This is a genomic window from Lactiplantibacillus songbeiensis (assembly GCF_005405125.1).
Lineage (GTDB): Bacteria > Bacillota > Bacilli > Lactobacillales > Lactobacillaceae > Lactiplantibacillus > Lactiplantibacillus songbeiensis.
In genome coordinates this window covers 1-26,852 of record NZ_BJDL01000002.1, presented here as the reverse complement: position 1 = coordinate 26,852, position 26,852 = coordinate 1, and the positions used below count along the sequence as shown (strand labels likewise).

The following is a 26,852-nucleotide window of genomic DNA, read 5'->3' as shown; positions in this document are numbered from 1 at the left end:
ACTGAACGACTTATCACCAGTAGTGTTCGAACAACAAACTGTTAAATTATAAGTTCCAACTTTTGGGGTACGCCTCAAGGGCGGTCTCGCAAGCCGAGCTTTGACTAACCCGAGCAGACCCACTCGGCTAAGTCAAATTTCACCACTGAGCATCATCCAGTCCGCCCTGCGCTGATTAACATGAGTGAATTAGTGTTAGTTTCTAGTTTTTGGTGAAGGCAAGTCATTAAATTAGGGCTATCACTTATAGTCGTAGTGACCGGTATAGTCGCCGTGTCGAGTCACTTTGACCGGTGGGTTACCGGCCTTAGTGACTGGGCCAGCTTGTTAGACGTGTTTTTCGGCTGACAAGTGCCCTGCAGACCGGTTTCTGGCTGCAGGTCTGCCCCACAGCGACTATACCGGTCAACGGAGACGGCCAATTATAGATAAGACGCTGTGGTGACTAAGGTAAAGGTGCAGGGCGTTTGACCGGCATTGCTGACTTGATGGTGCTTAGTTGCGTGAAAGTATAAGGTATCGCCGGCTTGCGCCGAGTATTCTTGCGCACCGAGTTTTAGGGTTAAACGGCCAGCTTGGACAGTGATAAACGTCTCAGCTGGCGACGGCTCAAAGGGTTTGAAGCGACCGTTGGGAGCCAGCGTAATGGTGACTGGTTCGAGCGCATTGTCGTTCGATGCCGGTACTAGCCATTTTAGCTGATAGCCCAGCGCTTCATCGTCAAAAGTGGTTTGTTCAGCGGGATGATAAACAATCTGATTCGTTGAATCTTCTGGCTGAAAGAAGTCGGCGGGCGATTCGCCTAAGACGGTTAGAATCGCAAAAAAAGTTTCCATTGAAGGTGAAGATTGATTGTGTTCTAATTGCGAAATATAGCCCTTAGAAAGATCAGCGCGTTCGCCGAGTTCTTCTTGAGTCAATTGTTTTTGAATTCGTAAATTCCGCAGTTGTTGACCGAGATTAATGACCGTCACCCCCTTTAATAAGTTTTGCGTGAGTAAACTTTAAGTTTAGTCCGAACAATTAATTATAACGGATTTTTTAGTCGTGACAAGCTGAAATTCATCGGGTAATCTTGGTAATTAAAAAAACGGACCGGGACAGCTGTCCGTAAGTCCGTTTTGAAAGCTTGTATTTGGTTTAATCCGCCCGAAAGACGACTTCGAAGACTTCACTGACCATCGGGGTATCTGGATTTAAATGATGACCGTGTTCTTCGAGTGCTGGCGTAAATTCAGTGGCTTTAATTTTGCGCCAATCACCGATTGAACCATCGCCATCACCTTCATGATAGGCGTGTTCAGCGGAGATACGGTAGAACGGAATGAGCTCAGAAACGACTGTTTTAAGCACTGCGACGGGCTTTAAGTCGCCGTTAAACAAGATATTGTAATCGCCAACTTGTGGAATTGCCACTTGTTCGGCGGTATAACTATCTAGGGGTGTCGTCGTGGCCGTTTTTTGACCAGCCAAGATGGCATCGGTAGCGGCTTGAACTTGTTCGGGTTGATTTTGGTCACCGAACCACCGCGTCTGATACGAGGCACCATGAGTATCGGTCGTTTCATTAAAAGCTTTCCATAATTGTTCGGCAGATTGTGCTGGCATTGACGTCACCTAATTTCTATAGATTTGCTGAATTCATTGAATTGTAAACGAATTCACAACTTAAGTATAGCATTTCTATTTAAAAAGCGACATGTCGTTGACCATTTTGTTCCTAAAAAGGTCATTAAAAGCGGACCAAATCGGTCAATTAGGGCGGTACTGGTCAGGACTCTGCTATAATTGCCAGTAACTCAATGAACGGGAGTAACTAATATGAAATTATCAGTCTTACAAAGTGAATTACCTAATTTTAAGATTCGTCTCTTAACGGCAGCTGATCAACAGGCTTTATTCGATCTTGAACGCAGCAATCCAGGTTACCGGGAGTCACTAGGGGCTGGTGAATTGACCTTAGCCGAGATCCAGTCAGATTTAACGGCTCATCCAGAACAAGTCAGTGCGGATCAAAAGCAAGTTTTTGGCTTCTACTTGGCGAATCATTTAGTAGCGGTTTTGGATATCCTGAATCAGTATCCAGAACAGGATTTTATCTTTATCGGTTTACTGATGGTCGGTGCGCCTTATCAACGTCGCGCCGTCGGTAAAGTGATTGCGACGGGGTTGATGCAGGCGGCCTTGAAGAGTGGCATTCACTGTCTGCAATTAACCCGTGTTACGGCAGATAAAGGCGTCGCGGCATTTTGGCATCAGTTGGACTTTGAAGACGGCGATCAATTGTTCTTGCCGTTGAAAAATAACGGGCGGTTAGCTGTCACCACCATGACACGACTGCTAGTCTAAACTGTCACGCAACCGCTACCAAAATATGAGCGCCATTCTAATCTAATTCTTAGCCCAATCCCGGATAAACTGATGGGATTCGTGATACACTCGGTACGACAAAAATAAATGAAATGAGGTTGTATCGATGATTAAGCACTGGGCGAAAGCGGACACGGCGATGCTGATTGTGGCCATGTTATTATTGGTAGTTATTTTCTATTTCTTTGAACTGACCGCGAATCTCATGGTTAGTGCGATTGCTTTTCCAATTAGTTTGATTGCGTTGATGGGTGTTATGGAATATGCGGCCCGCGAATTGCGGCGGAAATAGAATGATGGCTTAAAGGACGTCCTGGCAACTACTGTCGGGACGTTTTTATATTTTTGAACATCTTAAGTTGGCTTTTTATGTAATTACATCTATAATTACACATAGAGGTGATAATGATGACTGTAAAAACCAGAAAACAAGGAAACTCGCTCATGATTACAGTTCCTGCGAAATTTAAGATTGCTGAAAATGTGGAATTTACGCCAGTCATGGAAGATGATGGCACCTTATCCTTTATACCAACGCATCAAAATATATTTAGTCAGTATCCGGACTATGATTTTAAGAAAGCTTTAAAAACAATGAATTTGGCTGATAATGGGGAAGTCGTAGGTAAGGAGAATGTTTGGTAACGTGACAGTCCCAAAACAAGGTGATTTAGTTTGGATCGAGGCAGAGCCGCATGCCGGTCACGAATACGGTGGCCATAGTGAGGGTAATATTAGGCGGCCAATGTTAGTGGTTAGTACCGATGTTTACAATCAACGTACTGGAATGATCGTTGGATTTCCAATCACGTCGACTATTCCAAATGGATTTCCAGCGGCTTTAAAAATTGAACATACTAAAATTCATGGCTATGCTGTTTTAAGTAATGTTCTGGGGTATGATTTTCAAGCCCGCCACGGAGAAGTTGTGGACCATGTTAGTCGGGCAACTAAAGTTCAAGCATTAGCCGCGATTAAAGATGTTTTTGGCTTGTTTTAGTTTGGTAATTAATTGGTGTTCTGGCAGTAATTGCTAGAGCACTTTTTATATTAGTTTGTCAATTGAATGGGCACTTGCTATAATACACCATAATACAGTCACCGAAGTCAGGGGGGTACGGCATGGTTATGATTGATCACCAAAGTACACAGCCATATTATGTGCAGTTGGTGGCTGGGTTGAAGCAAGACATTCAGCACGGCCTGTTACAGCCACATGATCAATTACCATCGGTTCGTGCGATGGCGAAAGCCAATCTGTTGAATCCGAATACGGTGGCTAAAGCTTACAAGCAATTGGAAGCGGAACATATGATTCGTACGGTACCGGGGAAAGGCACCTACATTAATGCGACGAATCCACAATTGGTTCAGCAGACAGTGCAACAACAGTTACAGCAGCTCGTAACGCAGGCTAACCAGGCTGGCATCCCGGTTAGGACGTTAATCAAGTGGCTAGAACAAATGGATGAGGGGGACTCAGTATGAGCTTACAAATTAAGCATTTATCAAAAACGATTAATCAAAAGCCAACATTGGATCAGCTTAGCTTTGACGTCCAACCAGGTCAGATCGTTGGCGTGATTGGCCGAAATGGGGTCGGCAAAACGACATTATTTCGAACGATTAATGGCCAATATCTACGGACGAGTGGGCAAGTCTTGGTCGATGGTCACGAGGTGGCTGATGATCCGAGTGTACGGCCACAACTGAGCTTTGTTGACCCACAAGCGAACTTTTTTAAAACGATGACGGCTCAACAAGTTGCTTGGTATTATCAAGCAGCTTATCCGCAATTTGATCAGGTGAAGTTTGACCAATTATTGAGCCGGTATCATTTAAAAGCGGATCAAAAGTTACGGCACTTTTCTAAAGGTATGTTTGGGTTATTTACAATCATACTAAGTGTGGCGACCCAAGCGACTTATTTGTTTTTGGATGAACCATTGGATGGTTTAGATGTGATTGTTCGCAAGAATGTCTTGAATATTTTAATTGATGAAGTTGCAACTGGACAGCGGGCAATCCTGATTGCCTCACATAATCTTAGCGAACTTGAAGGCATTATTGATCGGGCCTTAATGCTAAAGCAAGGTCACGTGATTCACGATTACCAATTAGAAACAATGCGAACGAAAGCCCGTAAATTGCAACTCGTTTATCGTGATAAGCAAATTCCAGCATTGCTTAAGACTAGCGGACATATTGTGAGTGTGTCTGGTCGGGTCATTGTCGTTGTCTTTGAAGACTTTACACCAGCACTGCAAAGCCAACTAGCCGCGACTGAACCAGTCTTTCAAGAGACCTTACCGTTATCGTTGACCGATTTATTTATGGCGAACTTAACGGATGAACACGATTACGAGTTGCTATCTTAGAATGGGGGAATGGACGATGACAACGACAACGTTACGCCAATTATTGTGGCGGCATTACCGCGGGATGCTATTACCGGTTTTAGTGATTATGGGCTTAACGGGACTTAAAGCCGCGACTAATATGACACAAAATAGCGGGAAGTTATTTAATAACGCTGGTTATATAGCATCAGATAGTGATTTATTAATGTTAGCCGTGAGCGTGGTAATTGCGATTATTTTAGGTTGGCTAATGTTTACTTGGGACAACTATACGGCCTTTAATCATTATTTGTTGGCTTTACCAGTGACTAGGCGCCGGATTTATCGCGTCAAGGTCGGTTTATTTACAGGCATGTTTATCGGTAGTTATGTTTTGATGCAGGCGGTATTTTTAGGCTTGTTAGCTTTAATTAAGCGATCGGATGCCATTTATAATTTAAATTGGGGTGCTGATTTGCGTTATTTAATAAGTCAATTAGTCTGCCTGGTTGCGGCGATGAGCATCAGTGCAGCGTGGGGCTTATGGTTAGGCCAAACAGTTGGTAGTGCGATTACAACGTTTATTTTTATGTGTAGTCTGCCATTTGCTTTTGATGGCTTAATGAATATCGTGGCGTATCTGACAGGGCAAAAGCCGTGGTCAATCAATCCGCTAAATGAATTGGATCAATCGACTTGGCTGGGCTTTAGCGTTTTAATTGCTGGCAGTCTGGTAATTTGGTTGGGCTGTACTTATTTGAACCGGTGGGCTTTTGACCACTTGTCCTTAGAAAGTACTGGCGACTATTTCTTGTTCCCCAAGTTACGCCCAATTTTTCTGTGGAGTGTTATTGCGTATTTAACGGTCGCCGTCAGCTTCTCATCTTTCGGCATGCTACTGGTCGAGATTGTGACGAATCATTATAATCAGACGATCCCTTGGTATCAAAGTGTGATCATGGCGATGCTAGTGGCTTACTTAACCTGGAGCATCGGTCGCTGGATTCTCTATCGGCCAGATAAAATTCGCAATGCCTTTAAGTTTAAACGGTTAGATAATCATTAGGTGGCCGTCTCCGTTGACCAGCAGGTTCGCGGTGGAGGGCAGACCTGCAGCCAAAGATCGGTCTGCAGGGCGCTTTTAAGCCGCAAATCACGTCTTAAAAGTCGGCCCAATCACTAAAACCGGGAAATCACCGGCTCAAGTGATTCGACACGGCGAACCTGCTGGTCACTACGACTATGAATGAAATTAACTATTGGGGTTGCACTTGGTGCTGGTTAAAATTGCCGCTTACCGGTTGGTTTCTAAAGTGTTGGAACGGCATGGGCCATTTTGAAGCCAATGTATGGCTAAGTCGACTAGTGGAAAATGATCGTTTACTTATAGATAGCTGATTGTTAACGACAGGCGGACCAGAATTGGCTCAGTGGTGTCGTTTATCTTAGTCGTGGGTTTCGACTTAGATAAAGCCCGGCTTTCGAGACCGCACTATGGCTCGGAAACGTGGCCACCACGTTCCAGCCGATTCTGGGCCAACTAGAGTGGCAGCGTCAATCCAGTCCGACCGAAACGATAAGAGAATATTATAGCAACCTAAAAGGCGCCGTTACTAGCAAGGATAACTTGCTGAGTGACGGCGCCTTATTTGGCGGCAAATTCTATTACATCTGTTTGAAGGCTTTAACGAATTTTACTTAAGCGCTTGGCCACGGTCTTGACGTTTAAAAGATCCCAATCTTCCAAGTTGTGCGAAATTGAGTTATGGCCCCAAGTGCCACAGCCCAAAGTCAAGGATGGCGCAACATTGTCGTATTTGAATCCGATAGCACCTTGTGAAGATGGTACATTGATCAAGGCCCGGCAAGCAGTCATTTCAATGGCGAACTTGTTCATCACGGCATCGTCAGTTGTGTGCAAGACGGCCGTGTGACCTAAGCCCCCTAAAGCTAAAGTCCGCTTCATTAAGTTGAAACCGGTCTGAGTATCTTTAGCGTGCACAACACCTAAAACGGGGCATAACTTTTCCCGTGAGAGCGGTTGATCGCCACCGACATCTGGTAATTCAACGGCCAAGACTTTGGTGTCAGCTGGAATATCGAAGCCCGCCCATTTGGCAATCTGCCATGGGGTTTGGCCAGCGACTTTCGGGTCGACGGCTTGTTTCTTTAAGTTAATGACGGTACTCGTTAACGCATCAACGTCAGCGGGCTTGGTGAAGTAGACGCCATTGGCACTTAATTTCTGTTTAACATCATCATAAATACTGTCATCTACGATTAGGTTCGATTCAGCGGCACAAATCATCCCGTTATCAAATGATTTAGAGGTGATAACGTCGTTAACGGCTTGATCGACGTTCGCTGACTTTTCAATAAAGCAAGGCACGTTACCAGGCCCAACACCCAAGGCTGGTTTACCAGTGGAGTAGGCTGATTTAACCATGCTAGAACCACCCGTTGCAATGACGGTCGCAATGCCTTTATGGTTCATCAACGTTTCCGTCGCAAGTAAGCTAGGCTGCTTGATCCATTGCATCCAGTCTTTAGGCGCACCGGCGGCAATTGCGGCATCACGAATGATGCGACCGGTTTCGACACAAGACTTTTGCGCAAAGGGATGGAAGCCGAAAATAATGGGATTCCGGGTCTTTAGCGCAAGCATCGCATTGAAAATCACAGTTGAAGTTGGATTGGTCACTGGTGTTACTCCGGCAATGATGCCAACGGGTTCTGCCACTTTGGTAATCCCGCTAACGGGGTCGTCGTTAATGACACCGACTGTTTTATCATCTTTAATGTAGTGATAGATGTTCTTAGCGGCAAAGTCGTTCTTAGAAACTTTATCGCGGTAGTTCCCACGACCAGTTTCTTCGACGGCCATGGCAGCTAACATCCCACGCGCAGCATGGGCGGCGTGGGCTAGAGCGGTCACTGCTGCGTCAATCTGATCTTGATTCATGACTTCTAACCGACTGGCCGCCAATGAGGCATTTAAGACGAGGCGATCAATTGATTGTTTAACTTCAGTTTTTTCATCAATTTCTTTCAACATATGCGTGATTCCTCCTAAACGAGCAATACTTGTTCTTTACTTCACAAGTCCATTATAAACACTTCTTCACAAATGTAAATGGCAAATCTAGAATTACATTTAAAAATTAAGCTAGCTCCTAAACACCGGTATTACTAGCGATTGTTTTGAAATTGAAAGAAAACGCTTACATAAATAATAAATCGCTATCGTGTTATTTAATTCACAAAATAAACAAGGGCACAGTTGATTTTTAACTGATGGTCGCTTAGCTGGTTAACTGCTAATGGCCATTTGTTGTTCACCCCACGGTCACCGGCTCTGACATGTTATAAAAATACTTATATCGTTGTAAGGGCTTACAGTTCAAATAACCCGCCCTGTCACGGATTTAACTGGTTTGCGTTCCTTAATAAATATCGTAAATCGGTTATCACTCGGGGGTAAAGTATGCTAAAATGAATGTGATTCAAAAATCGTATCTCTTAATTAACCTAGGAGGGTTATTTTTATGTCATTTGTAAATGCTGTTGATATGACACAAGACGCATACAAGAACCATTACGCTATTGGTGCGTTTAACACTAACAACCTTGAATGGACTCGTTGCATCTTAAAGGGTGCTCAAGAAACAAACACCCCAGTTATTCTTCAAGTTTCAATGGGCGCTGCTAAGTACATGGGCGGTTACAAGCTCGTTATGGACTTAGTTGCTGATACTATGGAAAGCATGAACATCACTGTTCCTGTTGTGATGCATTTGGACCATGGTAACTACGAAGCTGCCAAAGAATGTATCGAAGTTGGTTTCTCATCAGTTATGTTTGATGGGCATGACTTACCATTTGCCGAAAACTTAGAAAAGACTAAGGAAATCGTCAAATTGGCTCATGCTAAAGGCATCTCTGTTGAAGCCGAAGTTGGTTCAATTGGTGGCGAAGAAGACGGTATCATCGGTGAAGGTGAATTAGCCTCAGTTGATGAAGCTAAGACTTTAGCTGCTACTGGCATCGACATTTTAGCTGCTGGGATTGGTAACATCCATGGTAAGTACCCAGAAAACTGGACTGGCTTACACTTCGATCGTTTACAAGAAATCTCAGACGCTGTTAAGATGCCAATGGTACTTCATGGTGGTTCTGGTATTCCTAAGGACCAAATCGTTAAGGCCGTTGAAATGGGTATCAGCAAGGTTAACGTTAACACCGAAAACCAAGTTGCATTTGCTAATGCTACTCGTGCTTACATCGAATCTGGCGCTGACCAAATCGGTAAGGGCTACGACCCTCGTAAATTATTGGCACCTGGTAAGAAAGCCATCGTTGATGTTATCACATCACGTATTGGCTGGTTCAAGACTCCAGCTGTTAAATAATCAGATTTTTGATTCCGAAAAGTCGACTTTGGTCGGCTTTTTGTTTGGACTAAGTAAATAAATTGGATTGAAAAAGGCTCGGGTTCTGTCAATTTTTTGACAAGAACCGAGCCTTTTTATTTGGTTACAGTATTGATAGTCGTTAGTAATTTTTCTTCATTATAAAATAACAAGACGACAAACATCACGAGGTACAGCCCCAATGGTAACCAAGCGTAATTTAGCGTGATCATGTGTTGGGTGGCGACATTTTGTGATTGATTGGCCACATAGCCGGATAAGTGGAACAAGCCCGCGGTGATTAAGCCACCTAGGCCCAGACCAACATTAACCCCAAAGTCATCGGTTGAGGCGAGAATCCCTTCAGCCTGAATGCCCATCGTCATGCCATAGCGAATGGTGTCGGCAATCATGATCGACACGAGCCCAATAATTAGGCCATTGCCGATCGAGTTGATAAACGTGCCGGCAAAGATAACCGGTAGCTGGTTCGTCAGTGCGCCAATGGCTAAGATGAGTTGGCCCCCGGTCGCAATACCAATTCCAGTAAGCATCGTTTTCTTTTTACCGATGTGCTTAGCGGCTGAGACGATTAAGACGACCCCAATCAAGGCAGCAAAGGTGAAGCCATTAACAAGCGGGACTAACTTTTCACTGTGCTGTAAGTATTTAAAGTAGTAGATTGTCGTTTGATTCTTAATGGCAGTTGTCAGCCAGTACAATAGAATCACGATCGAGATAATGAACCAAGGCTGATTCTTTTTGAGCATTTGCCAAACCTCTTTTAACGGTTGATGGGCGGCTTCGGGTTGGCTGAACCGTTCACGTACCCGGAAAAAGGTGTTCCAGATTAAAGCCAATGAAATCAGACCAAATAAAATGATGGTGAATAAAAAGCCATGCTGCTGATTGCCATGACCGAAGAAGGCCACTAATGGCAAGGTGAAGACAGCGACGATAATCTGAACGGAGCTACCGAAAAATTGGCGAATGACGCCTAGCAGCGTTAATTCCTGCTCATTTTGTGACATTGTCGGCAGAATCGATGTAATCGGTAGATTCACTGCGGTATAGAAGAAACCTAATCCTAGGTAGGTGACGTAAGCCCAGATGAGTTTTCCATTGCTACTGAAGTTAGGTGTTACGAACGTTAGAATCGCAAAAATAACATAGGGTAACGCGTACCAGAGAAAGAACGGTCGGCTTTTACCGAAGCGTGAGTGGGTATGGTCAATCATGATGCCGATGATCAGACTTTCGACGACATCGGCTAATCGGGCCACGATGAATAAAATCGCCGCCGCACTGGCTGATAGCCCGTAGACATCAGTATAGAAGAATAGCAGGTAAGTGGTCATCATTTGAAAGACTAAATTGTCAGCCGCATCGCTGAGACCATAGCTGATACGCTCTGGCCAAGCAGTTTGCCAAGGGTGTTTCAAAAAATCATCCCCGATTTGGTTTAATTTTGCATGGTTCAATTGTACACCAGATATGAATTGACTTATATTTAAGTCACTTGGATGAGCGTCAAAAATAAAAGAGCCTGGAAAAGGACTCCAGACTCTCAGTAGTGATTATTTAGTGGTTAATTTTCCTAGTTTTGTTAAAGCTGGAATCATGCCCAAACTATCGATGGTCTGGTTAGGCATGACCACCGTATTTGCGTCGCTGTTGGCTAATTCTTTGAAAGCTTCGATATTTTGAAAAATAAAGTAGTTTTCAGATGATTTGCTAAGGGCTTCGTTCAAGATACGCATCCGATAAGCGTCGGCATCGGCTTCAGTCTGAATGGCGGTGGCTTTAGCGGTCGCGCTGTTGACTAAGGCTTGGTTTTGCGCCGTGTTGGTTGCTAGTAGTGCTTGGTTATTAGCCTCGTTTTCTAAGGTGATTGATCGACTTTTCCCTTCAGCGGTGGCAATAGTTGCGTCCCTTTCCCGTGTCGCTTGCAGGAGTTTATTCATAGAAGCTTGAATGTCTGCGGATGGATTGACTGAGTCGATGTTGACCCGGTCAACGTTCAAGCCATAGCCAGCGGTCACTGACGAGATTTCTTTGAATAAGGCCGCGTTGATCTCTTGCGTCCCGTTCAAAACTTCATTCAGTTCTTTATTCCCGATAATTCCCCGTAAGGCAGCCCGAGTATCTTGAATCATACTGCGGACGGAATCCTCATTTTTAAAAACAAAGTCTTCAATATTAGTCACGTGGTATTTCAAAGAGATCTTGACTGAAATTTCGGCGTTGTCCTTGGTAATAACAACTTGTTGATCCAAGTCGACAGGCGTTTGGGCCGTGTTCACCACGATGACGTGGGAGATGAACGGCTTGATAAAATGAAAGCCGGAACTTAAAACGCGTTCGAACTTCCCGAACGTTAAGACGACGCCTTGGTTAGGCTGTGTGATGATGCGAATGGCTGCCAATAACACGGCAACGACTAATAAAACGACGATAATCCCAATAATTAATCCCAACATGTGACTCATTCCCCCTAGTGGTGGCGCGTGATGACCGTAACGGTTAAACCGTGCGCATCAACGTGGGTGACTTCGACTAAGTCCCCGACATGCAACGAAGTCGCCGCTCCTAAATGATAAAAGATGCCGTAGAATGTGACGCCATCCAACAAATCGGTTGCCTTAATGGTAAATCGTTGTCCGATTAAACGTTGATCCAAGTATCCTTCCATTTATGATCCCACCTTTTGATTTGATAAGGTTAATTATAAGCGGTTTAGATTTGAAATGATAGAGGGGTGTTGTGAGTGGTTAATTGACTAACTGTTAGTTAGATTGAATTTGCCACTCTGGGTTGGGTCGGAATTGGCTGGAACGTGGTGGCCGCGTTTTTGAGCCGAAGGGCGGTCTCAAAAGCCGGGCTTTGACTAACCCGGAAAGCTCCCCGGCTAAGTCAAACGACACCACTGAGCCAATACTGGCTCGCCCGATGTTAATCACTGGTAGTAAAAATAAGTGGTGATTTATTTTCAATCACAAAAAAACCTTCGTACGGGAATACGAAGGTCAAAAGGAGTAGGTCAACCGACAATTGGGGAATCATCGGTTGAGAACTTAATGAGCGTTTATTCATATAAGCGGGGGGACGTTCACATGCCGCTCATTAAGCTTGTCAAAGTTATTCGCTTTGACGGATTTCATTACTTTGGAGGAGTAAATGAAAAGAATGTTAATTGTTATAGTAGCAATCTCGGAGGGGAATCCTTAATTGCTATGAGTACATAATAGCAACGAATTATGAAGAAAGTGTGGCGATGGTTTTTCAAAATTAAGAATTATTCATTAAAAAGAATGAATTTTGCGTATTTCAGTTAATTAACGATGGTTATATCGCGATTAGTACCGTTATTTCTTGGTTGATTATCATGCTTATATTAAGGATGACTGTCAATGTTGAAAAGCTAACTGCTGCTAATCTTATTAGTTTAAAATGAATAATCGTTAATCTATAGATACCCATTCATTAACGCCGGGCGGGTCAGAATTGGCTCAGTGGTGTCGTTTATCTTAATCGGTGATTTTCCGATTTAGATAAAGCCCGGCTTTGGAGACCGTTCTATGGCTCCAAAACGTGGCCACCACGTTCCAGCCAATTCTGACCCAACCAGAGTGGCAATATTAATTCCTACTATTTTGTGAGCAAAACAACTCATCAACGGAATTAAAATTGCGTAAGAATTATTTGATAACGCTTCCGCCTGCCTAGCAATTTTGGCTATAGAGTGTAGAATTAAAAGTGTTAAAACGGATTCATAAACTGAAATAGAGGAGTTGTTTGCATGTATGAACAAGCTTGTACCACAATTTTAGTCGGGAAAAAGGCTACGGTGGATGGCTCCACCATCATCGCCCGCAACGACGATACCTTTATGCCGATTACCCCCCAAAAGTTCATCGTTCATCCCGCCGTTCACGGTCGGCATGAAACGTTGACTTCCGGTAAGAATGGCTTTACCGCGCCTTTACCAGCTGACGGTTACCGCTACCAAGGGGTGCCTAATATCGAAGTGGCTGAAAAAGGGGTCTTTGAAGAAAACGGCTTTAATGAAAAGAACGTTGGGGTTTCTTCGACTGAAAGTGTTTATGGGAATGAACATACATTGACCTTTGATCCATTTGTTAAAAATGGGTTGGCCGAAGATTCCTTACCAACGATGGTCACCCCATTTATCGATTCTGCGCGTGAAGGGGTTACTTATTTAGGCAACTTAATTGCCAAATATGGGTCACCTGAAGGTAACGGGGTTTTGTTCAATGATAAAAATGACGTTTGGTATATGGAAATCGTCACTGGCCATCATTGGGTTGCCCAACGGATTCCAGACGATGCGTACGCGGTTGCCGCAAACCAAGTGGCCATTCAGTGGGTCGACTTTGATGATCCGGATAACTTCATGTGGTCAGATGGCATCCAAGACTTTGTTGCGGAACACCATTTGAACCCTGACAAGGCAGGGTTTAACTTCCGGCACATCTTTGGGACCGATAATGAAAAAGATCGTCATTACAATACACCCCGGGTCTGGTATGGCCAACGTTACTTCAATCCTGAGATTGAACAGGATCCGCAATCTAGTGAACTACCATTTATTTGTCACGCTGCCAAGAAGATTTCGGTTGCTGACGTCGAATATGTGTTGGGCTCACATTATAATGAAACGAAATATGATCCATTTACGGATTCGCCAGAAGCGAAGAAATTCCGGCCAATTTCGATGAATCGGACGCAAAATTCACACGTGATGCAGATTCGTAACGATGTACCTGCTGACCAAAGTGCGATTATGTGGATGACCTTTGGGATGCCAGCCTTTGCACCATATTTGCCATTCCATGCGAATATCTCGGAAACTGATCCAAGCTTTGCCAATACGCCATTAACGTATGATCGTAAGAGTGCTTACTGGTTGTATCGGACTGTTTCGATGATCGTGGAATCACACTATGCAGACTTCGTTCAAGATGATGTTGATTATTTGAAGGAATGCCGGATCGAATTGGCTCAATTTGTTGCCGAAACGGATAAACAAGCAGCTCACTTATCTGGTGACGAATTGACTGCGTTCTTGACGGAACAAGATAAGCAGATGGTTGCGCAAATGCGCGACAAGGCTGAAGCGTTGATTGGCCGGTTAATCACAAAGGGCTTAACACTTTCAAAATTAACGTATAACGTGGATATCAACCTTTAAATTGTCGGTATGGTCACAATCTGTGTATAATATAATCATAGAAGTCCTAATCCAAAGGGAGTGATATGAAATGGATGAAAATGTTTTATTCAATCCGGGCGATGCGATTTCTGAAGCCCATGATTATAATGAGGCGTTACGCAGTGCCGATATCTATAATGCACAACAAGGTCGTAAACGTGGTATTTTAATTGCCAAGCCGCTTAATGAGGATCAAGGGTATTCGATTTTTTATGCCGATGATCTGATTCCCGCGGATCGGTCGCAAATGGACGCTAAGAAGTATCAAGTGACTAAACGATTTGATCAAGATAAAAAGTCATCATGACAGACAAAAGGTGCGCCAGCTCAGTCGAGTTGACGCACCTTTTTGGATCGTTAGGCTTATAAGTTACCAGTATCTTTAAGGCGTTTTTCAAGTAAATAGGCATCCATATAACCAAATGAGAGTTCGACGACTTGATCGAGTTCAATCAAAGTGCCGACGCGATTCAATTGATTATCATCTTCTACATTATAGAAGATAAAATGATCATTTGTGAGTTGGCCTGGATAGCCTGTCATATCTGGTAATAACGTATTATTAGTTGTTAAGTGCAATAGGGTATGGAAATTACCAGCTTGTCGCAATAAACTTTCAAATAAATCAGTCGTACCATCAAATAAACGTTCATCATTTAAAACAGGTTGGACATTTAATTCGTATTGTCGATTTAATTCAATAAAACCGCGCATTGTCTGTAGGTAATCAGATTGGATCGTCACCGATTCAATCAAGGAGCGCCGGCATAACGTATATCCGCCGAATTGCCCCGTCATATCGACTAGGTTAATGAGGACACTATCGGCGTTCAGCGTATTAACGAAACCGACAAAGAACATATCAGAACCATCTGCTGATTGAATGGCGATTAGCTGATGGGTTGCTTGTGCGTGGGTCAAGGTTTCGTCAATTGCCGTTGGACCGGTCGCTTTAACCGCATCAACGTGTTGAAAATCGGTCTGAACATAGGCACTTTCAAGCAATAGTTCGTTGCCACGGAATTCAACGATATTGATGGCTTCATAGGCTAATGTTTGCGTTGCATGGTTTTGATAATTGAATTTATCGAAGGTTTTAAAGGTGAATTGGTGATCTGCCAGCATCTGAACTTGGCCTTCTAAGTAGTTATCGTTGTCTTCTGCAACTAATAAGATGACTTGCTTAGTGGTCAACGCCTTGGCTAAAATCTGTGGCAATTCGCCTTGCTCCGCGTTAAAGTGCACGGGTGCTTGTGGCACCGTGGTCAGGCCTTCTTGATCGGCATTCGCAATCCGAAAAGCCATGTTGTCTAAATCTTCACTCATCGTTTCAACTTCATCGATGACCCGGTAGCGCATAAAAACGGCACCGTCTTGAAGCCCGGCATCGTCGTAAGTATTTACGACCACGCCATCGGGTGCCAGACTATCGATATAGCCCGTATAAACGACCTCACTATCGGTCTGATAAAGATTGATGAGATTAGCTTGGCGTTCTGCCAATTGTAAATCATCGATAATTGAACTCATCTGGTCTAACCCCCTTCATTCGTATCGTTCCATGATAGCACGTTTTACTAGTGAACCGGTGCTTTTAGCCTATGATTTAGCGGAAAACTAACTTGGTGAAAAGGTGCCACTCTGGTTGGTCCAGAATCGGCTGGAACGTGGTGGCCACGTTTGGAAGCCAAAGTGCGGTCTTCCAAGCCGGGCTTTATCTAAGTCGAAAACCACGACTAAGATAAACGACACCACTGAGCCAATTCTGGCCCGCCCGACGTTAACTATCGACATTTATAAATGACTAATTATTTGTTTTAAACTAGCACAAAATATGAGTACTATTACCAGGATGGTTGAGATACTTAGTTTTTAAGTATTTCAACAGACCATTTGGATCGGATCTTTGTTTAATATTAAGGTATTAGCAATATCACGAATACCTTAAATATGAACAAGCGGCGTTAACAAAAAAGGCTTGGACCTGAGTCCAAACCTTTTTGCGTGCGCTAGCCGCGAAAGTAGTCGTAACTACCTAGAATCGCGAGTACATAACCAGTCGCCAAAGCCAGTGACCATAACATGCCACTGATTTGACTAAATCCACGGGCCTTGCAAAACCGTAGACAGCCGCTAGTTAAGCCGGCAAGTGCCAAACCAATTAGAACAACACTAATGGTGCGGCCCCATTTACCGAGCAGCGCACAGCCAATACTAATAACCGTTAAGCCGACAATGATCAGCCAGCGGTAGCGTTTAGTTAGTGGTTGTTGCATGTCAATCATCCCATCATAAATAGTGAACGCCTTGAATAATCTGCTTAGTGAAATTCTACCATTGCGACCCGCAGTTTGGCAATCCGGATTGGGGAGATTTAATAAAAAGGCTAAGTCTAATGCAGGCTTTTTACCAAGTGACATATAGGGTGATAGGTGACTATTTTGCAGAATTTGATGGATTGAAATAGTCGTGGATACAGCTTTTTGTTATAATATAATCGTCTGTTATCGGTTGATTGAAATTAGCCGATAACTAGCACCAAGCATGACAATTAGCTAGCTGTTTTTAATTGACTGAGCCAAAGTCAACAGGATGAAATCAATGTCGGATGATTGACTGGTTTTACAACCATTGATACACTAGCTGGTAAGTCGTGCCATCCGTTCACAAGGCGGATAACAGATGGTCAAGCAGCATAAATCTTGATGCAAACGGGCTTGCTGGTTGGCAGTGTCAGTCGTTTGATCGATAAAGTCTAACCAGGCGCCAGCTTGACGGGCCGCCCGTTTTTTGAGTCCTGATTGCTCACTAATAAAGATAATTTGAGCGTGGTAATCGTATTTGCGAATCATCGTGGCTAACTTGAGTCCGCGGGTTTTGGAATCAGGGAAGCTGATAGCTAGCAGGTACAAGTTCTTTTGCCCGGTATTATAGGCCAAATAAGTTTCAACCTCAGCTGGTTTGGCGGTCGCTAAGGCAATATGAATGGCTAGTTCGGGATGTTCTTTTACATAGTTTTTAACAATTAAGCGATGGGTTGCTAAGATGGTGGGGTCGTCTTCGCATATTATGACATTTAACATATTATACTTCTCCATAAAAGTCGTCAGTAGTAGTTGATCAAGCATGGCACTAAATAATCTGGAAGCTGGTCATGCAATCTTGCATGACGGTTAATCCGATTTAAAACGTAATGGATCACTTTATCAGGTGAGTCTATTATCAAATTTTTGAACTTACAGTTAGGTATGGCTAGCCTAAAATAACTTGTTGTTTCAAACTAGTCATTACCGGTGAAGGGGATTCAATGATATGTTTCTTGGAACAAGAATTTATGAACGCCGTCGTCAGCAAGGTTTAACACAAACCGAACTGGCCCATCAGATTTGCACGCAAAATACCATCAGCAAGCTTGAAAAGCATAATGTTGCACCAACCGTCAATATTTTAATCAAGTTGTGCCAACGGTTGAATTTAACCTTAAATGATGTCTTTGATGATTTCGATGCCAATACGTCTTCAGAAGAACATCAATTATTAACGAACTTGGAAACGCAATTATTATTACAAGAAGCCACGCCAGAGACGCTGGCAACGTTCAAGTTGCTACGGCCGGCTGATATGCAACCAGCAGATCACTTGCAGTATGCGTTGGTCAAATCAATGCTAGAGTTGCAACAAGGTCAGTTAGATGATGCTCAGTTCACGCTGGACCAGGTTTTACAGCTGACCAAAAATGATGCCACTAATGTAGATACCGTTTTAGCCTATATTTTAAAGGGCGAGAGCTATGCCGAAAAGCATGCTGAACGAATTGACTATTACATGCAATTGGCAACCCATGCAGTCAAAGAAAAAGTTTCTTTGCCAGCAGCGACATTAGTTGAACAGCTCTTTATCTGTCAGGCGTTAGCGGCATATCATTACCACCAGCAGGCCCTCAAAGTGGCATTACATTACTGTCAACAAGGCCTTAAATTAGCCCAAGTACATCATTCGACGATGTTCATGGGCCCCTTAAGTCGCGTTTACGTCGACTTACTACGGGATGATCCAGCTAAACGGACAACTTTTGAAAATTATCAAAAGATTGTGACTTTATTAGCGGAAGTTGAGATTTAAATCGACTCATTAAACAATCGTTCACTGATCGGCCCAGCCATTTTGGTTGGGCCTTTTTTGTGCGTCTTAATTGCTGGCAAGTTGACGCGGATTATCGATTTGTGCGGGCAAATAGACCGGATTCAGATAGAGCAAGTCTAAGTTACCGGGGCTATTTTGAATCACGACTTGGGCCGTCTGATAGTTAGCGACAATGAATTGGGTCTGGGTCGTTTGTTGCAAGTAAGTTGTGAGTTGTGCACTGTGGGTATAGGCCGCTGAAATAAATGGAACAGCTTTAAGTTGTGGTAGTTGCATCAACTGTTGATAATTATTGCTTTCCAATAACCCGACCATGGCGCATGGTTGCGGCAAGTAATGGGTTAGCCACCAAGTTGTAAATGCATCAGTGTTAGTGAAGGTGTTCGTTTGAATACCGCTACTATTGAACAACTTAACATTGACTTGCTGACCGGCTTGATAATCAATGATGAGACTGACTAAGCCATCGAGACGGTAATACTGTTCCTGGGTTAGTGTTCCATCGGTGTCGAAGAGGGCGTTAGCGGCCAATAAGCCATGCTGATTAAAAAAGCTACGTTTGACTAAGTGACCATCGTTTAAATAGCTGATGGCCTTGATCTGGGTCTCATCATCAGCTTGGTAAGCAACGTTTAATTGTCCGCGGTTATCAGTTAGCGTGACCGTCCGAACATGCTGCGTGGCATCCCATTGTTGATCGGCGATATTAGTTGGCAACTCGACCGGTTCGCCAGAGACGACGCCTTGGTTCTGCAGCTGATACAGTGGATTGATAATCGTTAGTCTTTGCCAATCTATGTGGTTTTGATCCGCCCAGGCTTCGAGTTCCGCCACTAAGTTGATATCGAACAAAGCTGAATACAAGCCAACAGTTTTGGCTCCCGCAGCTAATAACCGGGTGACGGTCTGCACTAAAGCATCTGGTTGTTGAGGCAGAAAGCTATCGAGGGCGACCACGTAATGATGGTCATTGTCGGTATTTAACTGCCGAACTTGATGTGTCGTACCGAACCAGTCTAATAATTGTTGTTTGGCGAGCTTGATCTGTGCATTCAGCTTGGTCAAACGGACCGTCGCACGTTGCTGGCTGATTGTTAGCTGGTCGAGTTGCGCCGCTAGGGCAGCGAGTTGTTGACTCTGCTGGCCAGCACGTAGTTGAATTGCTTGTTTGGCGGCCATTTTGGTCGCTTGAGCTGCTTTTAATTGTTGTTTGAGTTGCTGTAATTGTGTTTTATTGACGTTGACCGCAGTCGTTAGCTGGGTCTTTTGCGCGTTATTAGCCGTTTGCTGAGCCTTTACTTGTTGTAATTGACCGGCTAACTGTTCTAAGCGAGTCCGGTAAGCTTCGGCGGCTGCTAAAAGCTTTAAAGGATCTTGTTCAGCATGTAACGTCTGAACGATACTTTGACGGGTCATAGTTAATTGTTGCTGTTGACTGGCTAACGAGTGTTGCTTTTTAGTCTGCGTGACGAGCTGGTCAGTTAGGGTTTTGAACGTTGTTTGCTGACGGTCGATTTGAGCTTGCAGTGTTGTTAGTTGTTCGTCTGCAGCTGTGACTTGGTGGGTCAAGTCAGTATTATCTAGTGCTTTAGCCAACTGCTGATTCAAATCATCGATGCGTGTATTGGTTTGCGCCAAATCCTGCTCGATGGTCTGCCTGGTCTCACGTTGTTCTTCCAGCTCGGCAAATAGTTGCGCCTGTAGTTGTGCCCGGGTCTGATTATAATCAGTTGTGATAGTAGAAATCTTGGTAACAAGTGTATGTAGATCGTAATGGTCAAGATTAATTGATGCGACGGCCGGTGGAATAATTGGTGCCGGATCAATTGCGGTCGATGGTTGGAAATCTGTTTCTAAGGTTGGACTGGCTGTGGCAGTGTTGGTCGGCTTAGAATTATGGTCGGCTAGTTTACGTCTGGACTTAAAAATTTTCATGAATACTCCTCCAAAAGATTGTTCATGGATGGTGATATCAGTCAGCTATCACCTGAACTATGACTATCAAGTCAATGAAAGCTTGACCTGGATGATGAGATTAATCGACGTTGTTAGTGGTGACAATGGTTTAACTGAAGTTACTATTGGTTATTAATTGTATAGCACGTTGATTAAAACTGATTAACTCTCGCTAATTAATGGCCCCATGCATTAAGATAGCATATTCAAAGAATAATTACACGCTATTTATAAAGCGATGAGATAAATAAATTAATAACTAATGGATATTTAAATTGGTCTTGAATTCTAATTTACATAATTAATCTTTATTAATATATACGATATTAAGACGCTTAAATAGCGTTATAGCTACTGCAGTAATGCTAGCTTGAATTTTGATACGCTTTTTATATATTTATTTTCTCAAATAATCTTTTTGATATGAGGGGATTGACAACATTTTAAAAATGCTTGGTTATTATGATATGAGTAGCTTGAAGTGATAGCATAATGGCTAATTTATGTAAAGGCTCACAATCAAGATTGAGAAAAATATGTAAAAATGGGATATTTAATACACATAAAATTATGATTAATTAATTGCATTTTTAGATAAAGTTGGCTATAGTGAATTTGTCAAAGTCGTGGATGCAACCAAATGAGTAGGTCTTGTTAATTGTTCGGGCTTTGATAAAAAAGGAGGGACTTTGAGGTGAAATTTAAAGGAATTCGTGATTATGAGCGGATTGACACAGAATCAAAGCAACACTATAAGATGTATAAGTCTGGTAGGTCATGGGTATATGCTGGTCTACTAACGACTTTCTTTGTCACATTGCCAATCTTAAATAGTCGCGCAGCTAAGGCCGATACGACGGCTGCGGATCCGACGAAAGCGACCGTGGTTACTGAAAGTAGCGCTAGCGACGGATCGGCGGCAGCTCAGTCGAGTTCATCAAGTTCAGTCAAGCAGGAAATACCAGCAACAACTAAAGCGGCCGCAACGCCAACGACGCAAGCTAAAACAGTGAGTGGCCCGACTGTAGTTAGTGCACCAAGCCTTAATCGGCCGACAATTGTGGCTAATGGTGAGACAGTGACACTCACGGGGACGGCAACGGCTGGGTCAGTGATCGCGGTTACCGCTGACGGCGTTAATCAAGGCTCAATTGCGGTCAGTGGTACGGGAACATATTCATTAACTGCCCACGCCGGTCAGACGATTACTTTGGTGGCTAATCGCAATGGCCAAGCCAGCGCTGCAGTGACAGTAGCATTACCAGGTCAAGCCGCTGTTAGTTCAGCCGCGACGCCTAGCAGTGCTGCAACCAGTTCAGCGACTAGTCAAGGGCATCTGTCAGCATCAAGTGCCGCTGATACAACCAGTGTTGCTGCTACCAAAGCTGGTCTGAGTGCTGCGACTGCTAAGTCGGCGGCAGCTAGTGCAGTACTGACACCTAAAGTCACAAGTTCAACGGCACCCAATGAACTTAGTGGCTTAACGGCTGATCATCAATCGGCAACGGGAACAACACCAGCAAGCCAAGCAACAGTACCAACCGTTGCGGCTGCAGCAGTTGCGACTGAAACACCAGTTGTGACCAGCATGGCTGATCAACAATTACACTTAGCTGAAGTCATCGCCAATCCAGCCAGTGCTAAATTAGCGATGCTGGCGTTGCCAGTTGTTGACGATGCCACGGTCATGACGGCGCCCACTGATCCAACCACAACCGGTGCCACTGGTAGCGGGGGTATTGGGCTTACATCTACGCCAACCCAAACGTATAATCAAGCCGATGGTAGCTTTACAGTATCTGGGCAAGCAACGGCGGGGGCACGAATTACCTTTAAAACAGCTGCTGGGACAGATATTACGTCGGTAAATACGGCAACTAATGGGACCTATACCGCAACTTTAGTTGGGGTTCATTCTGGCGATCAGATTTCAATTACGGTCGCCAAAGATGGCGTTAATTCGACACCGCAATTATTAACGTTAAAGAATAATACAACTGGGACGAATGCCATTCATAAAACTGGATTGCTAGAAGGTAGTGTCTTCGGTAAAGCCGGTTATGTCGTTGATAATACGGCAACGGCTCAATTGGGTGAAACGGCCGCGGTTGCCGAGATGATTAAGCAAGCCAATGCCGCCAATTTGCAGAAGAAGGATTCTGGTCGGATTACCGATAGCACGGGGACCGTTTTGAATCCGACGAACGATAATAGTACGGATAATAATGATAATTACGATGATAATATTTTGTATGGTGGGAAGACGTATGTGTCTGGTGCCCATAAGGTCGCTTCAATCGGGATCGACATGATGAATAGTCAGGGGGCACTTAGCTCGGATTCTAATAATCTACAAACCCGCTATACCGACATTGTCACTGCCATTGAAAATCCGGGCTTGTCCGTTAAGTTGATTGGATCAACGACTAATGGGGCGACATTTGGTTTTGATAGCCGGATTAATAATTCGGTCAAGGTCGGGACTTGGACCGTGCAAAGCGCCAACCGCTCTGGGGCCATTGTTAAGAACAACAATACCGGTGAGACGTTCCAAATCACGGATGCTACCTCAATGTCGAACAATTTATTTAGTGAGTCCGGGGTTAAAGCGGGCGATAAGTTGACCAATGCCGCGGTGATTGAAACCACATATATGGGTGGCCCTATTGAAAACCTATTTAAGATTTTCACCTCTGGTATTACTGGTATTTTAGGTGCTGGTGGGGTTGTGGCATTGATTCCTGATACGTTATCGCAAATTGTTGCTATTATTCCGGCGTTAAAAAAATCGGCTTATTATGCCGGTTTACAATCATCGGTTCAAAAAGTTAAAGATGATCAAGCTGCTTTGGCCGCTTTAGGTGGCAATTCCATTGCGATTACGAAGCTTGCTGGTGTCACTAAGCAACCGGGTGGAACTTATAAAGTCACGAATGATTCTAGTTTAACGGAATCTTTGACGAACTACTTACAATCAGCGGTCAATACCTGGATTGTGGATGCCTATGATATGATTGCGTCTTTAATCGCCATGTCTAATACAAGTGTCAACGGTGGTGGAACTGCGATTGGTAAGCTGCCAGTCGTTGGGAACTTACTGCAAGGCTTAAGCGATACCTTGAATAATAAAGTTCAAGATGCGTTTACCACGGTGACCCAATTTATTGCTGATACGGTTGGTCAGGCTTTAGGTCAAGTTGCGGATCTCTCGTTAAGTGGGGTCCAAAAAGTGGTCCTACCAGTCAGCTTTACTGATCCCGATTTTTCAGCGCAACAGAGTACCGATGGCAGTTCACAGTTAGATACACTTGGTGTTGGGAACTTTGCGCAATTGGTAGTCACGTCAACACCAACTTTTTACGGGGTCAGCCCTAAAAATGCGATTGAAACATCAATCGCTTACCAGCGGGTTGATAAGACTCATCTGAGACAACAGTATGAAGCCTTGACTGATGAACAGAAAAACAGTGCGGAAGGGATTGCGGCGCGGTTAGTTTTAGAAAACCTAAGCAGTACCCGTTATACCGACACCGATGCCTTAAATGCCATTAATCCCGATCCAATTCAAGCTGATGCAGATAAAGATGGCGTGTCAGACTTTAATGAGATGTATATCGATCATACGAATGAACATGTGACGGATACCGATAAAGATGGCCTGACAGATCTACAAGAAAAGCAATACGGGACCAAAGCTGGTGTACCTGATGACATCTTGAGCGGTAATGAAAGTTCATTAAAGGCCGATCGTGATACCGATGGTGATGGGCTAAGCGATGCTGATGAAGTCAATAAATATCATACATCACCAACTCAGGCGGATACCGATGGCGATGGGATTAGTGACGGTCAAGAAATTAAAAACAAGACCAATCCACTCATGCGTGATACGGATGGCGATGGCATCATTGATGGTAAGGATATTGACCCATTGGGTGGTGATCCAAGCTTCTCTGAAGGCATCGATACGGATAGTGATGGTATTCCGGATACTTTAGAAGCTAAACTTGGAACTGATCCGAATAAGCCAGATACGGATGGCGATGGGTTAACCGATTTCCAAGAATTGCAATACGGGACGAATCCATTAAAAGCAGATACCGATAATGATGGTGTTAGTGATGGTCAAGAAGTCAAAGACTATACGAATCCATTAAAAGCGGATACGGATGGTGATAATCTTACTGATGGTGAAGAAAAGATGCGTGGCACCAATCCGTTAATGATTGATACGGATGGTGATGGTTACGCGGATGGCCGTACGAAACAAGATGCATCCGAATATGATATTGAGACAGCCTTCTTAAACATTGGCGGTGTTGAATTATCAGCTAACCCAAGTATTGACGGTAATTCTTCGAGCGGTTATACGATTACTGGTCAAGGGACGGCTGGCGCAACAGTGACTGTGACTGATGGGGCTGGTAAGCAAATTGGTCAAGCCACAATCGATGCTAACGGTAACTATCACGTGGCGTTACCTGGTTCAATCGGTGCTAAAGTAGCATTGACGTTGACACCATCTAAAAATGGAACCACTGGTAGTTCGTTGACGATTATGACGCCAGCTGACGCTAACACTGATACTGGTTCTGGTTCAAATACTGGTTCCGGTTCGAATACTGGATCTGGTTCAAACGGCGGTTCCGACTCGAATACAGGCTCTGGTTCGAATACCGGATCTGGTTCAAATACAGGATCTGGTTCAAATACAGGATCTGGTTCAAATACAGGATCTGGTTCAAACACAGGATCTGGTTCAAATACTGGTTCCGGTTCGAATACTGGCTCTGGTTCAAACGGCGGTTCCGACTCGAATACAGGCTCTGGTTCAAACACTGGTTCCGGTTCGAATGGCGGCTCTGATTCGAATACAGGCTCCGGTTCGAATGGTGGCTCTGATTCGAATACAGGCTCCGGTTCAAATACTGGTTCCGGTTCGAATACAGGCTCTGGTTCAAACACCGGCTCTGGCTCGAATGGCGGCTCTGATTCGAATACAGGCTCTGGTTCAAATACAGGTTCTGGTTCAAATACTGGTTCCGGTTCGAATACAGGATCTGGTTCAAACGGTGGTTCCGACTCGAATACAGGCTCCGGTTCAAACGCTGGTTCCGGTTCAAATACAGGATCTGGTTCAAATACTGGTTCCGGTTCGAATACAGGATCTGGTTCAAACGGTGGTTCCGACTCGAATACAGGATCTGGTTCAAACACTGGTTCCGGTTCAAATACAGGATCTGGTTCAAATACAGGTTCTGGTTCAAATACCGGTTCTGGTTCAAACGGCGGTTCCGACTCGAATACCGGCTCTGATTCGAATACAGGCTCTGGTTCAAACACCGGTTCTGGCTCGAATGGCGGCTCTGATTCAAACGGCGGTTCCGGCTCGAATACCGGCTCTGGCTCGAATGGCGGCTCTGATTCGAATACCGGCTCCGGTTCAAATACTGGTTCCGGTTCGAATGGCGGTTCCGGTTCAAATACCGGTTCCGGTTCGAATACCGGTTCCGGTTCGAATACCGGTTCCGGTTCGAATACCGGTTCCGGTTCGAATACCGGCTCTGGCTCGAATGGTGGTTCAGATTCAAATACTGGTTCTGGATCAAATGGCGGCTCTGATTCAAACGGCGGTTCCGGCTCAAATACCGGCTCTGGCTCGAATACCGGTTCCGGTTCAAATACCGGCTCCGGTTCAAATACTGGTTCCGGTTCGAATACCGGCTCTGGTTCGAATACTGGTTCTGGTTCGAATACTGGTTCTGGTTCGAACGCCGGCTCTGGTTCGAATACTGGTTCTGGTTCGAATGCCGGCTCTGGTTCGAATGCCGGCTCCGGTTCAAATACCGGCTCTGGCTCGAATACCGGCTCTGGCTCGAATACCGGCTCCGGTTCAAATACTGGTTCCGGTTCAAATACCGGCTCCGGTTCAAATACCGGCTCCGGTTCAAATACCGGCTCCGGTTCAAATACTGGTTCCGGTTCGAATACCGGTTCTGGTTCGAATACTGGTTCTGGTTCGAATACTGGTTCTGGTTCGAATGCCGGCTCCGGTTCAAATACTGGCTCCGGTTCAAATACTGGTTCCGGTTCAAATACTGGTTCCGGTTCAAACGCTGGCTCCGGTTCAAATACCGGCTCTGGTTCAAATACAGGATCTGGTTCAAATACAGGATCTGATTCAAATACAGGATCTGGTTCAAACACTGGTTCCGGTTCAAACACAGGATCTGGTTCAAATACTGGTTCCGGTTCAAACGCCGGCTCCGGCTCGAATACCGGCTCCGGTTCAAATACCGACTCTGGTTCAAATACCGACTCTGGTTCGAATACTGGTTCTGGTTCGAATACTGGTTCAGGTTCGAACGCCGGCTCTGGTTCAAACGCCGGCTCCGGTTCAAA

The 26,852-nt window shown here is 44.4% G+C and carries 22 protein-coding genes; 12 read left to right on the top strand and 10 right to left on the bottom strand.

Annotated elements, in window-relative coordinates; translation table 11 throughout:
• Window positions 1-422: 422 nt before the first annotated feature.
• Both FFM77_RS00730 and FFM77_RS00725 read right to left on the bottom strand, forming a co-directional pair.
• Entirely contained in the window at window positions 423-965 is a 543-nt protein-coding gene (locus tag FFM77_RS00730; RefSeq protein ID WP_137633839.1) for a helix-turn-helix domain-containing protein, read from the bottom strand.
• A 175-nt stretch (window positions 966-1,140) separates the two neighbouring features.
• Window positions 1,141-1,608, bottom strand: a complete 468-nt coding sequence (locus FFM77_RS00725) for an ASCH domain-containing protein (protein ID WP_137633838.1) — start codon at window positions 1,606-1,608, stop codon at window positions 1,141-1,143.
• 213 nt (window positions 1,609-1,821) lie between these two features.
• Between FFM77_RS00725 and FFM77_RS00720 the strand changes: the two genes are divergently transcribed.
• The 7 genes from FFM77_RS00720 (at window position 1,822) to FFM77_RS00690 (ending at window position 5,775) form a co-directional block, all read left to right on the top strand.
• Window positions 1,822-2,349 carry a GNAT family N-acetyltransferase gene (locus FFM77_RS00720; RefSeq protein WP_137633837.1) on the top strand — a complete coding sequence of 176 codons (528 nt, stop codon included), beginning with the start codon at window positions 1,822-1,824 and terminating at the stop codon, window positions 2,347-2,349.
• A 127-nt stretch (window positions 2,350-2,476) separates the two neighbouring features.
• Window positions 2,477-2,662, top strand: a complete 186-nt coding sequence (locus FFM77_RS00715; RefSeq protein WP_137633836.1) for a hypothetical protein — start codon at window positions 2,477-2,479, stop codon at window positions 2,660-2,662.
• Window positions 2,663-2,775: 113 nt separating this feature from the next.
• Entirely contained in the window at window positions 2,776-3,015 is a 240-nt protein-coding gene (gene mazE / locus FFM77_RS00710) for a type II toxin-antitoxin system PemI/MazE family antitoxin (protein WP_379892918.1), read from the top strand.
• A gap of 1 nt (window position 3,016) precedes the next feature.
• Window positions 3,017-3,370 carry a type II toxin-antitoxin system PemK/MazF family toxin gene (locus FFM77_RS00705; RefSeq protein WP_379892915.1) on the top strand — a complete coding sequence of 118 codons (354 nt, stop codon included), beginning with the start codon at window positions 3,017-3,019 and terminating at the stop codon, window positions 3,368-3,370.
• A gap of 122 nt (window positions 3,371-3,492) precedes the next feature.
• Entirely contained in the window at window positions 3,493-3,858 is a 366-nt protein-coding gene (locus tag FFM77_RS00700; RefSeq protein WP_137633833.1) for a GntR family transcriptional regulator, read from the top strand.
• Entirely contained in the window at window positions 3,855-4,748 is an 894-nt protein-coding gene (locus tag FFM77_RS00695) for an ATP-binding cassette domain-containing protein (protein ID WP_137633832.1), read from the top strand. Before FFM77_RS00700 ends, FFM77_RS00695 begins: the two co-directional genes overlap by 4 nt.
• Before the next feature lie 16 nt (window positions 4,749-4,764).
• A complete protein-coding gene (locus tag FFM77_RS00690; protein WP_137633831.1) occupies window positions 4,765-5,775 on the top strand; it encodes a hypothetical protein in 1,011 nt (336 codons plus the stop codon).
• Window positions 5,776-6,393: 618 nt separating this feature from the next.
• Here the strand turns inward: FFM77_RS00690 and FFM77_RS00685 are convergent.
• Window positions 6,394-7,764 carry an aldehyde dehydrogenase family protein gene (locus FFM77_RS00685; RefSeq protein ID WP_137633830.1) on the bottom strand — a complete coding sequence of 457 codons (1,371 nt, stop codon included), beginning with the start codon at window positions 7,762-7,764 and terminating at the stop codon, window positions 6,394-6,396.
• A gap of 490 nt (window positions 7,765-8,254) precedes the next feature.
• Between FFM77_RS00685 and fba the strand changes: the two genes are divergently transcribed.
• On the top strand, window positions 8,255-9,118 hold the full coding sequence (gene fba / locus FFM77_RS00680; RefSeq protein ID WP_137633829.1) for a class II fructose-1,6-bisphosphate aldolase: 864 nt from the start codon (window positions 8,255-8,257) through the stop codon (window positions 9,116-9,118).
• Between the two features lie 116 nt (window positions 9,119-9,234).
• Here the strand turns inward: fba and FFM77_RS00675 are convergent, their stop codons facing one another.
• From FFM77_RS00675 to FFM77_RS00665, 3 genes are all read right to left on the bottom strand, one after another.
• Window positions 9,235-10,560: an MFS transporter gene (locus tag FFM77_RS00675; RefSeq protein WP_137633828.1), complete on the bottom strand. Its 1,326-nt coding sequence runs from the start codon at window positions 10,558-10,560 to the stop codon at window positions 9,235-9,237.
• A gap of 135 nt (window positions 10,561-10,695) precedes the next feature.
• Window positions 10,696-11,598: an SPFH domain-containing protein gene (locus tag FFM77_RS00670; RefSeq protein WP_137633827.1), complete on the bottom strand. Its 903-nt coding sequence runs from the start codon at window positions 11,596-11,598 to the stop codon at window positions 10,696-10,698.
• A gap of 14 nt (window positions 11,599-11,612) precedes the next feature.
• Window positions 11,613-11,810 (bottom strand): hypothetical protein, encoded by a 198-nt coding sequence (locus tag FFM77_RS00665; protein WP_137633826.1) that lies wholly within the window; start codon window positions 11,808-11,810, stop codon window positions 11,613-11,615.
• Window positions 11,811-12,917: 1,107 nt separating this feature from the next.
• Here FFM77_RS00665 and FFM77_RS00660 point away from each other — a divergent pair.
• Together FFM77_RS00660 and FFM77_RS00655 are read left to right on the top strand one after the other, a co-directional pair.
• Window positions 12,918-14,330 carry a C69 family dipeptidase gene (locus FFM77_RS00660; protein WP_137633825.1) on the top strand — a complete coding sequence of 471 codons (1,413 nt, stop codon included), beginning with the start codon at window positions 12,918-12,920 and terminating at the stop codon, window positions 14,328-14,330.
• Between the two features lie 70 nt (window positions 14,331-14,400).
• Entirely contained in the window at window positions 14,401-14,658 is a 258-nt protein-coding gene (locus FFM77_RS00655; protein ID WP_137633824.1) for a hypothetical protein, read from the top strand.
• Between the two features lie 56 nt (window positions 14,659-14,714).
• On the opposite strand, the gene FFM77_RS00650 is transcribed toward FFM77_RS00655, so the two are convergent.
• The 3 genes from FFM77_RS00650 to FFM77_RS00640 form a co-directional block, all read right to left on the bottom strand.
• Window positions 14,715-15,881, bottom strand: a complete 1,167-nt coding sequence (locus FFM77_RS00650; RefSeq protein WP_137633823.1) for a hypothetical protein — start codon at window positions 15,879-15,881, stop codon at window positions 14,715-14,717.
• Between the two features lie 479 nt (window positions 15,882-16,360).
• Window positions 16,361-16,627, bottom strand: coding sequence for a hypothetical protein (locus FFM77_RS00645; protein WP_137633822.1), 267 nt, complete (start codon window positions 16,625-16,627; stop codon window positions 16,361-16,363).
• 363 nt (window positions 16,628-16,990) lie between these two features.
• Window positions 16,991-17,434: a response regulator gene (locus FFM77_RS00640; RefSeq protein WP_171001525.1), complete on the bottom strand. Its 444-nt coding sequence runs from the start codon at window positions 17,432-17,434 to the stop codon at window positions 16,991-16,993.
• A gap of 229 nt (window positions 17,435-17,663) precedes the next feature.
• On the opposite strand from FFM77_RS00640, the gene FFM77_RS00635 reads away from it, so the two are divergent.
• Window positions 17,664-18,473, top strand: coding sequence for a helix-turn-helix domain-containing protein (locus tag FFM77_RS00635; protein ID WP_137633820.1), 810 nt, complete (start codon window positions 17,664-17,666; stop codon window positions 18,471-18,473).
• 66 nt (window positions 18,474-18,539) lie between these two features.
• On the opposite strand, the gene FFM77_RS00630 is transcribed toward FFM77_RS00635, so the two are convergent.
• Window positions 18,540-20,429 carry a coiled-coil domain-containing protein gene (locus FFM77_RS00630; RefSeq protein ID WP_137633819.1) on the bottom strand — a complete coding sequence of 630 codons (1,890 nt, stop codon included), beginning with the start codon at window positions 20,427-20,429 and terminating at the stop codon, window positions 18,540-18,542.
• Window positions 20,430-21,144: 715 nt separating this feature from the next.
• Between FFM77_RS00630 and FFM77_RS00625 the strand changes: the two genes are divergently transcribed.
• A partial coding sequence (locus tag FFM77_RS00625) for a KxYKxGKxW signal peptide domain-containing protein (protein WP_171001524.1) occupies window positions 21,145-26,852 on the top strand: 5,708 nt, incomplete at its 3' end.

Excerpts from the sequence above, each read along its gene's own strand:
- FFM77_RS00685 (WP_137633830.1), bottom strand. The coding sequence starts at position 7,764 with ATGTTGAAAGAAATTGATGAAAAAACTGAAGTTAAACAATCAATTGAT.
- FFM77_RS00650 (WP_137633823.1), bottom strand. The coding sequence starts at position 15,881 with ATGAGTTCAATTATCGATGATTTACAATTGGCAGAACGCCAAGCTAAT.
- mazE (WP_379892918.1), top strand. The coding sequence starts at position 2,776 with ATGATGACTGTAAAAACCAGAAAACAAGGAAACTCGCTCATGATTACA.
- fba (WP_137633829.1), top strand. The coding sequence starts at position 8,255 with ATGTCATTTGTAAATGCTGTTGATATGACACAAGACGCATACAAGAAC.
- FFM77_RS00630 (WP_137633819.1), bottom strand. The coding sequence starts at position 20,429 with ATGAAAATTTTTAAGTCCAGACGTAAACTAGCCGACCATAATTCTAAG.
- FFM77_RS00725 (WP_137633838.1), bottom strand. The coding sequence starts at position 1,608 with ATGCCAGCACAATCTGCCGAACAATTATGGAAAGCTTTTAATGAAACG.
- FFM77_RS00700 (WP_137633833.1), top strand. The coding sequence starts at position 3,493 with ATGGTTATGATTGATCACCAAAGTACACAGCCATATTATGTGCAGTTG.
- FFM77_RS00660 (WP_137633825.1), top strand. The coding sequence starts at position 12,918 with ATGTATGAACAAGCTTGTACCACAATTTTAGTCGGGAAAAAGGCTACG.
- FFM77_RS00645 (WP_137633822.1), bottom strand. The coding sequence starts at position 16,627 with ATGCAACAACCACTAACTAAACGCTACCGCTGGCTGATCATTGTCGGC.
- FFM77_RS00695 (WP_137633832.1), top strand. The coding sequence starts at position 3,855 with ATGAGCTTACAAATTAAGCATTTATCAAAAACGATTAATCAAAAGCCA.
- FFM77_RS00665 (WP_137633826.1), bottom strand. The coding sequence starts at position 11,810 with ATGGAAGGATACTTGGATCAACGTTTAATCGGACAACGATTTACCATT.
- FFM77_RS00720 (WP_137633837.1), top strand. The coding sequence starts at position 1,822 with ATGAAATTATCAGTCTTACAAAGTGAATTACCTAATTTTAAGATTCGT.
- FFM77_RS00715 (WP_137633836.1), top strand. The coding sequence starts at position 2,477 with ATGATTAAGCACTGGGCGAAAGCGGACACGGCGATGCTGATTGTGGCC.
- FFM77_RS00655 (WP_137633824.1), top strand. The coding sequence starts at position 14,401 with ATGGATGAAAATGTTTTATTCAATCCGGGCGATGCGATTTCTGAAGCC.
- FFM77_RS00690 (WP_137633831.1), top strand. The coding sequence starts at position 4,765 with ATGACAACGACAACGTTACGCCAATTATTGTGGCGGCATTACCGCGGG.
- FFM77_RS00635 (WP_137633820.1), top strand. The coding sequence starts at position 17,664 with ATGTTTCTTGGAACAAGAATTTATGAACGCCGTCGTCAGCAAGGTTTA.
- FFM77_RS00670 (WP_137633827.1), bottom strand. The coding sequence starts at position 11,598 with ATGTTGGGATTAATTATTGGGATTATCGTCGTTTTATTAGTCGTTGCC.
- FFM77_RS00640 (WP_171001525.1), bottom strand. The coding sequence starts at position 17,434 with ATGTTAAATGTCATAATATGCGAAGACGACCCCACCATCTTAGCAACC.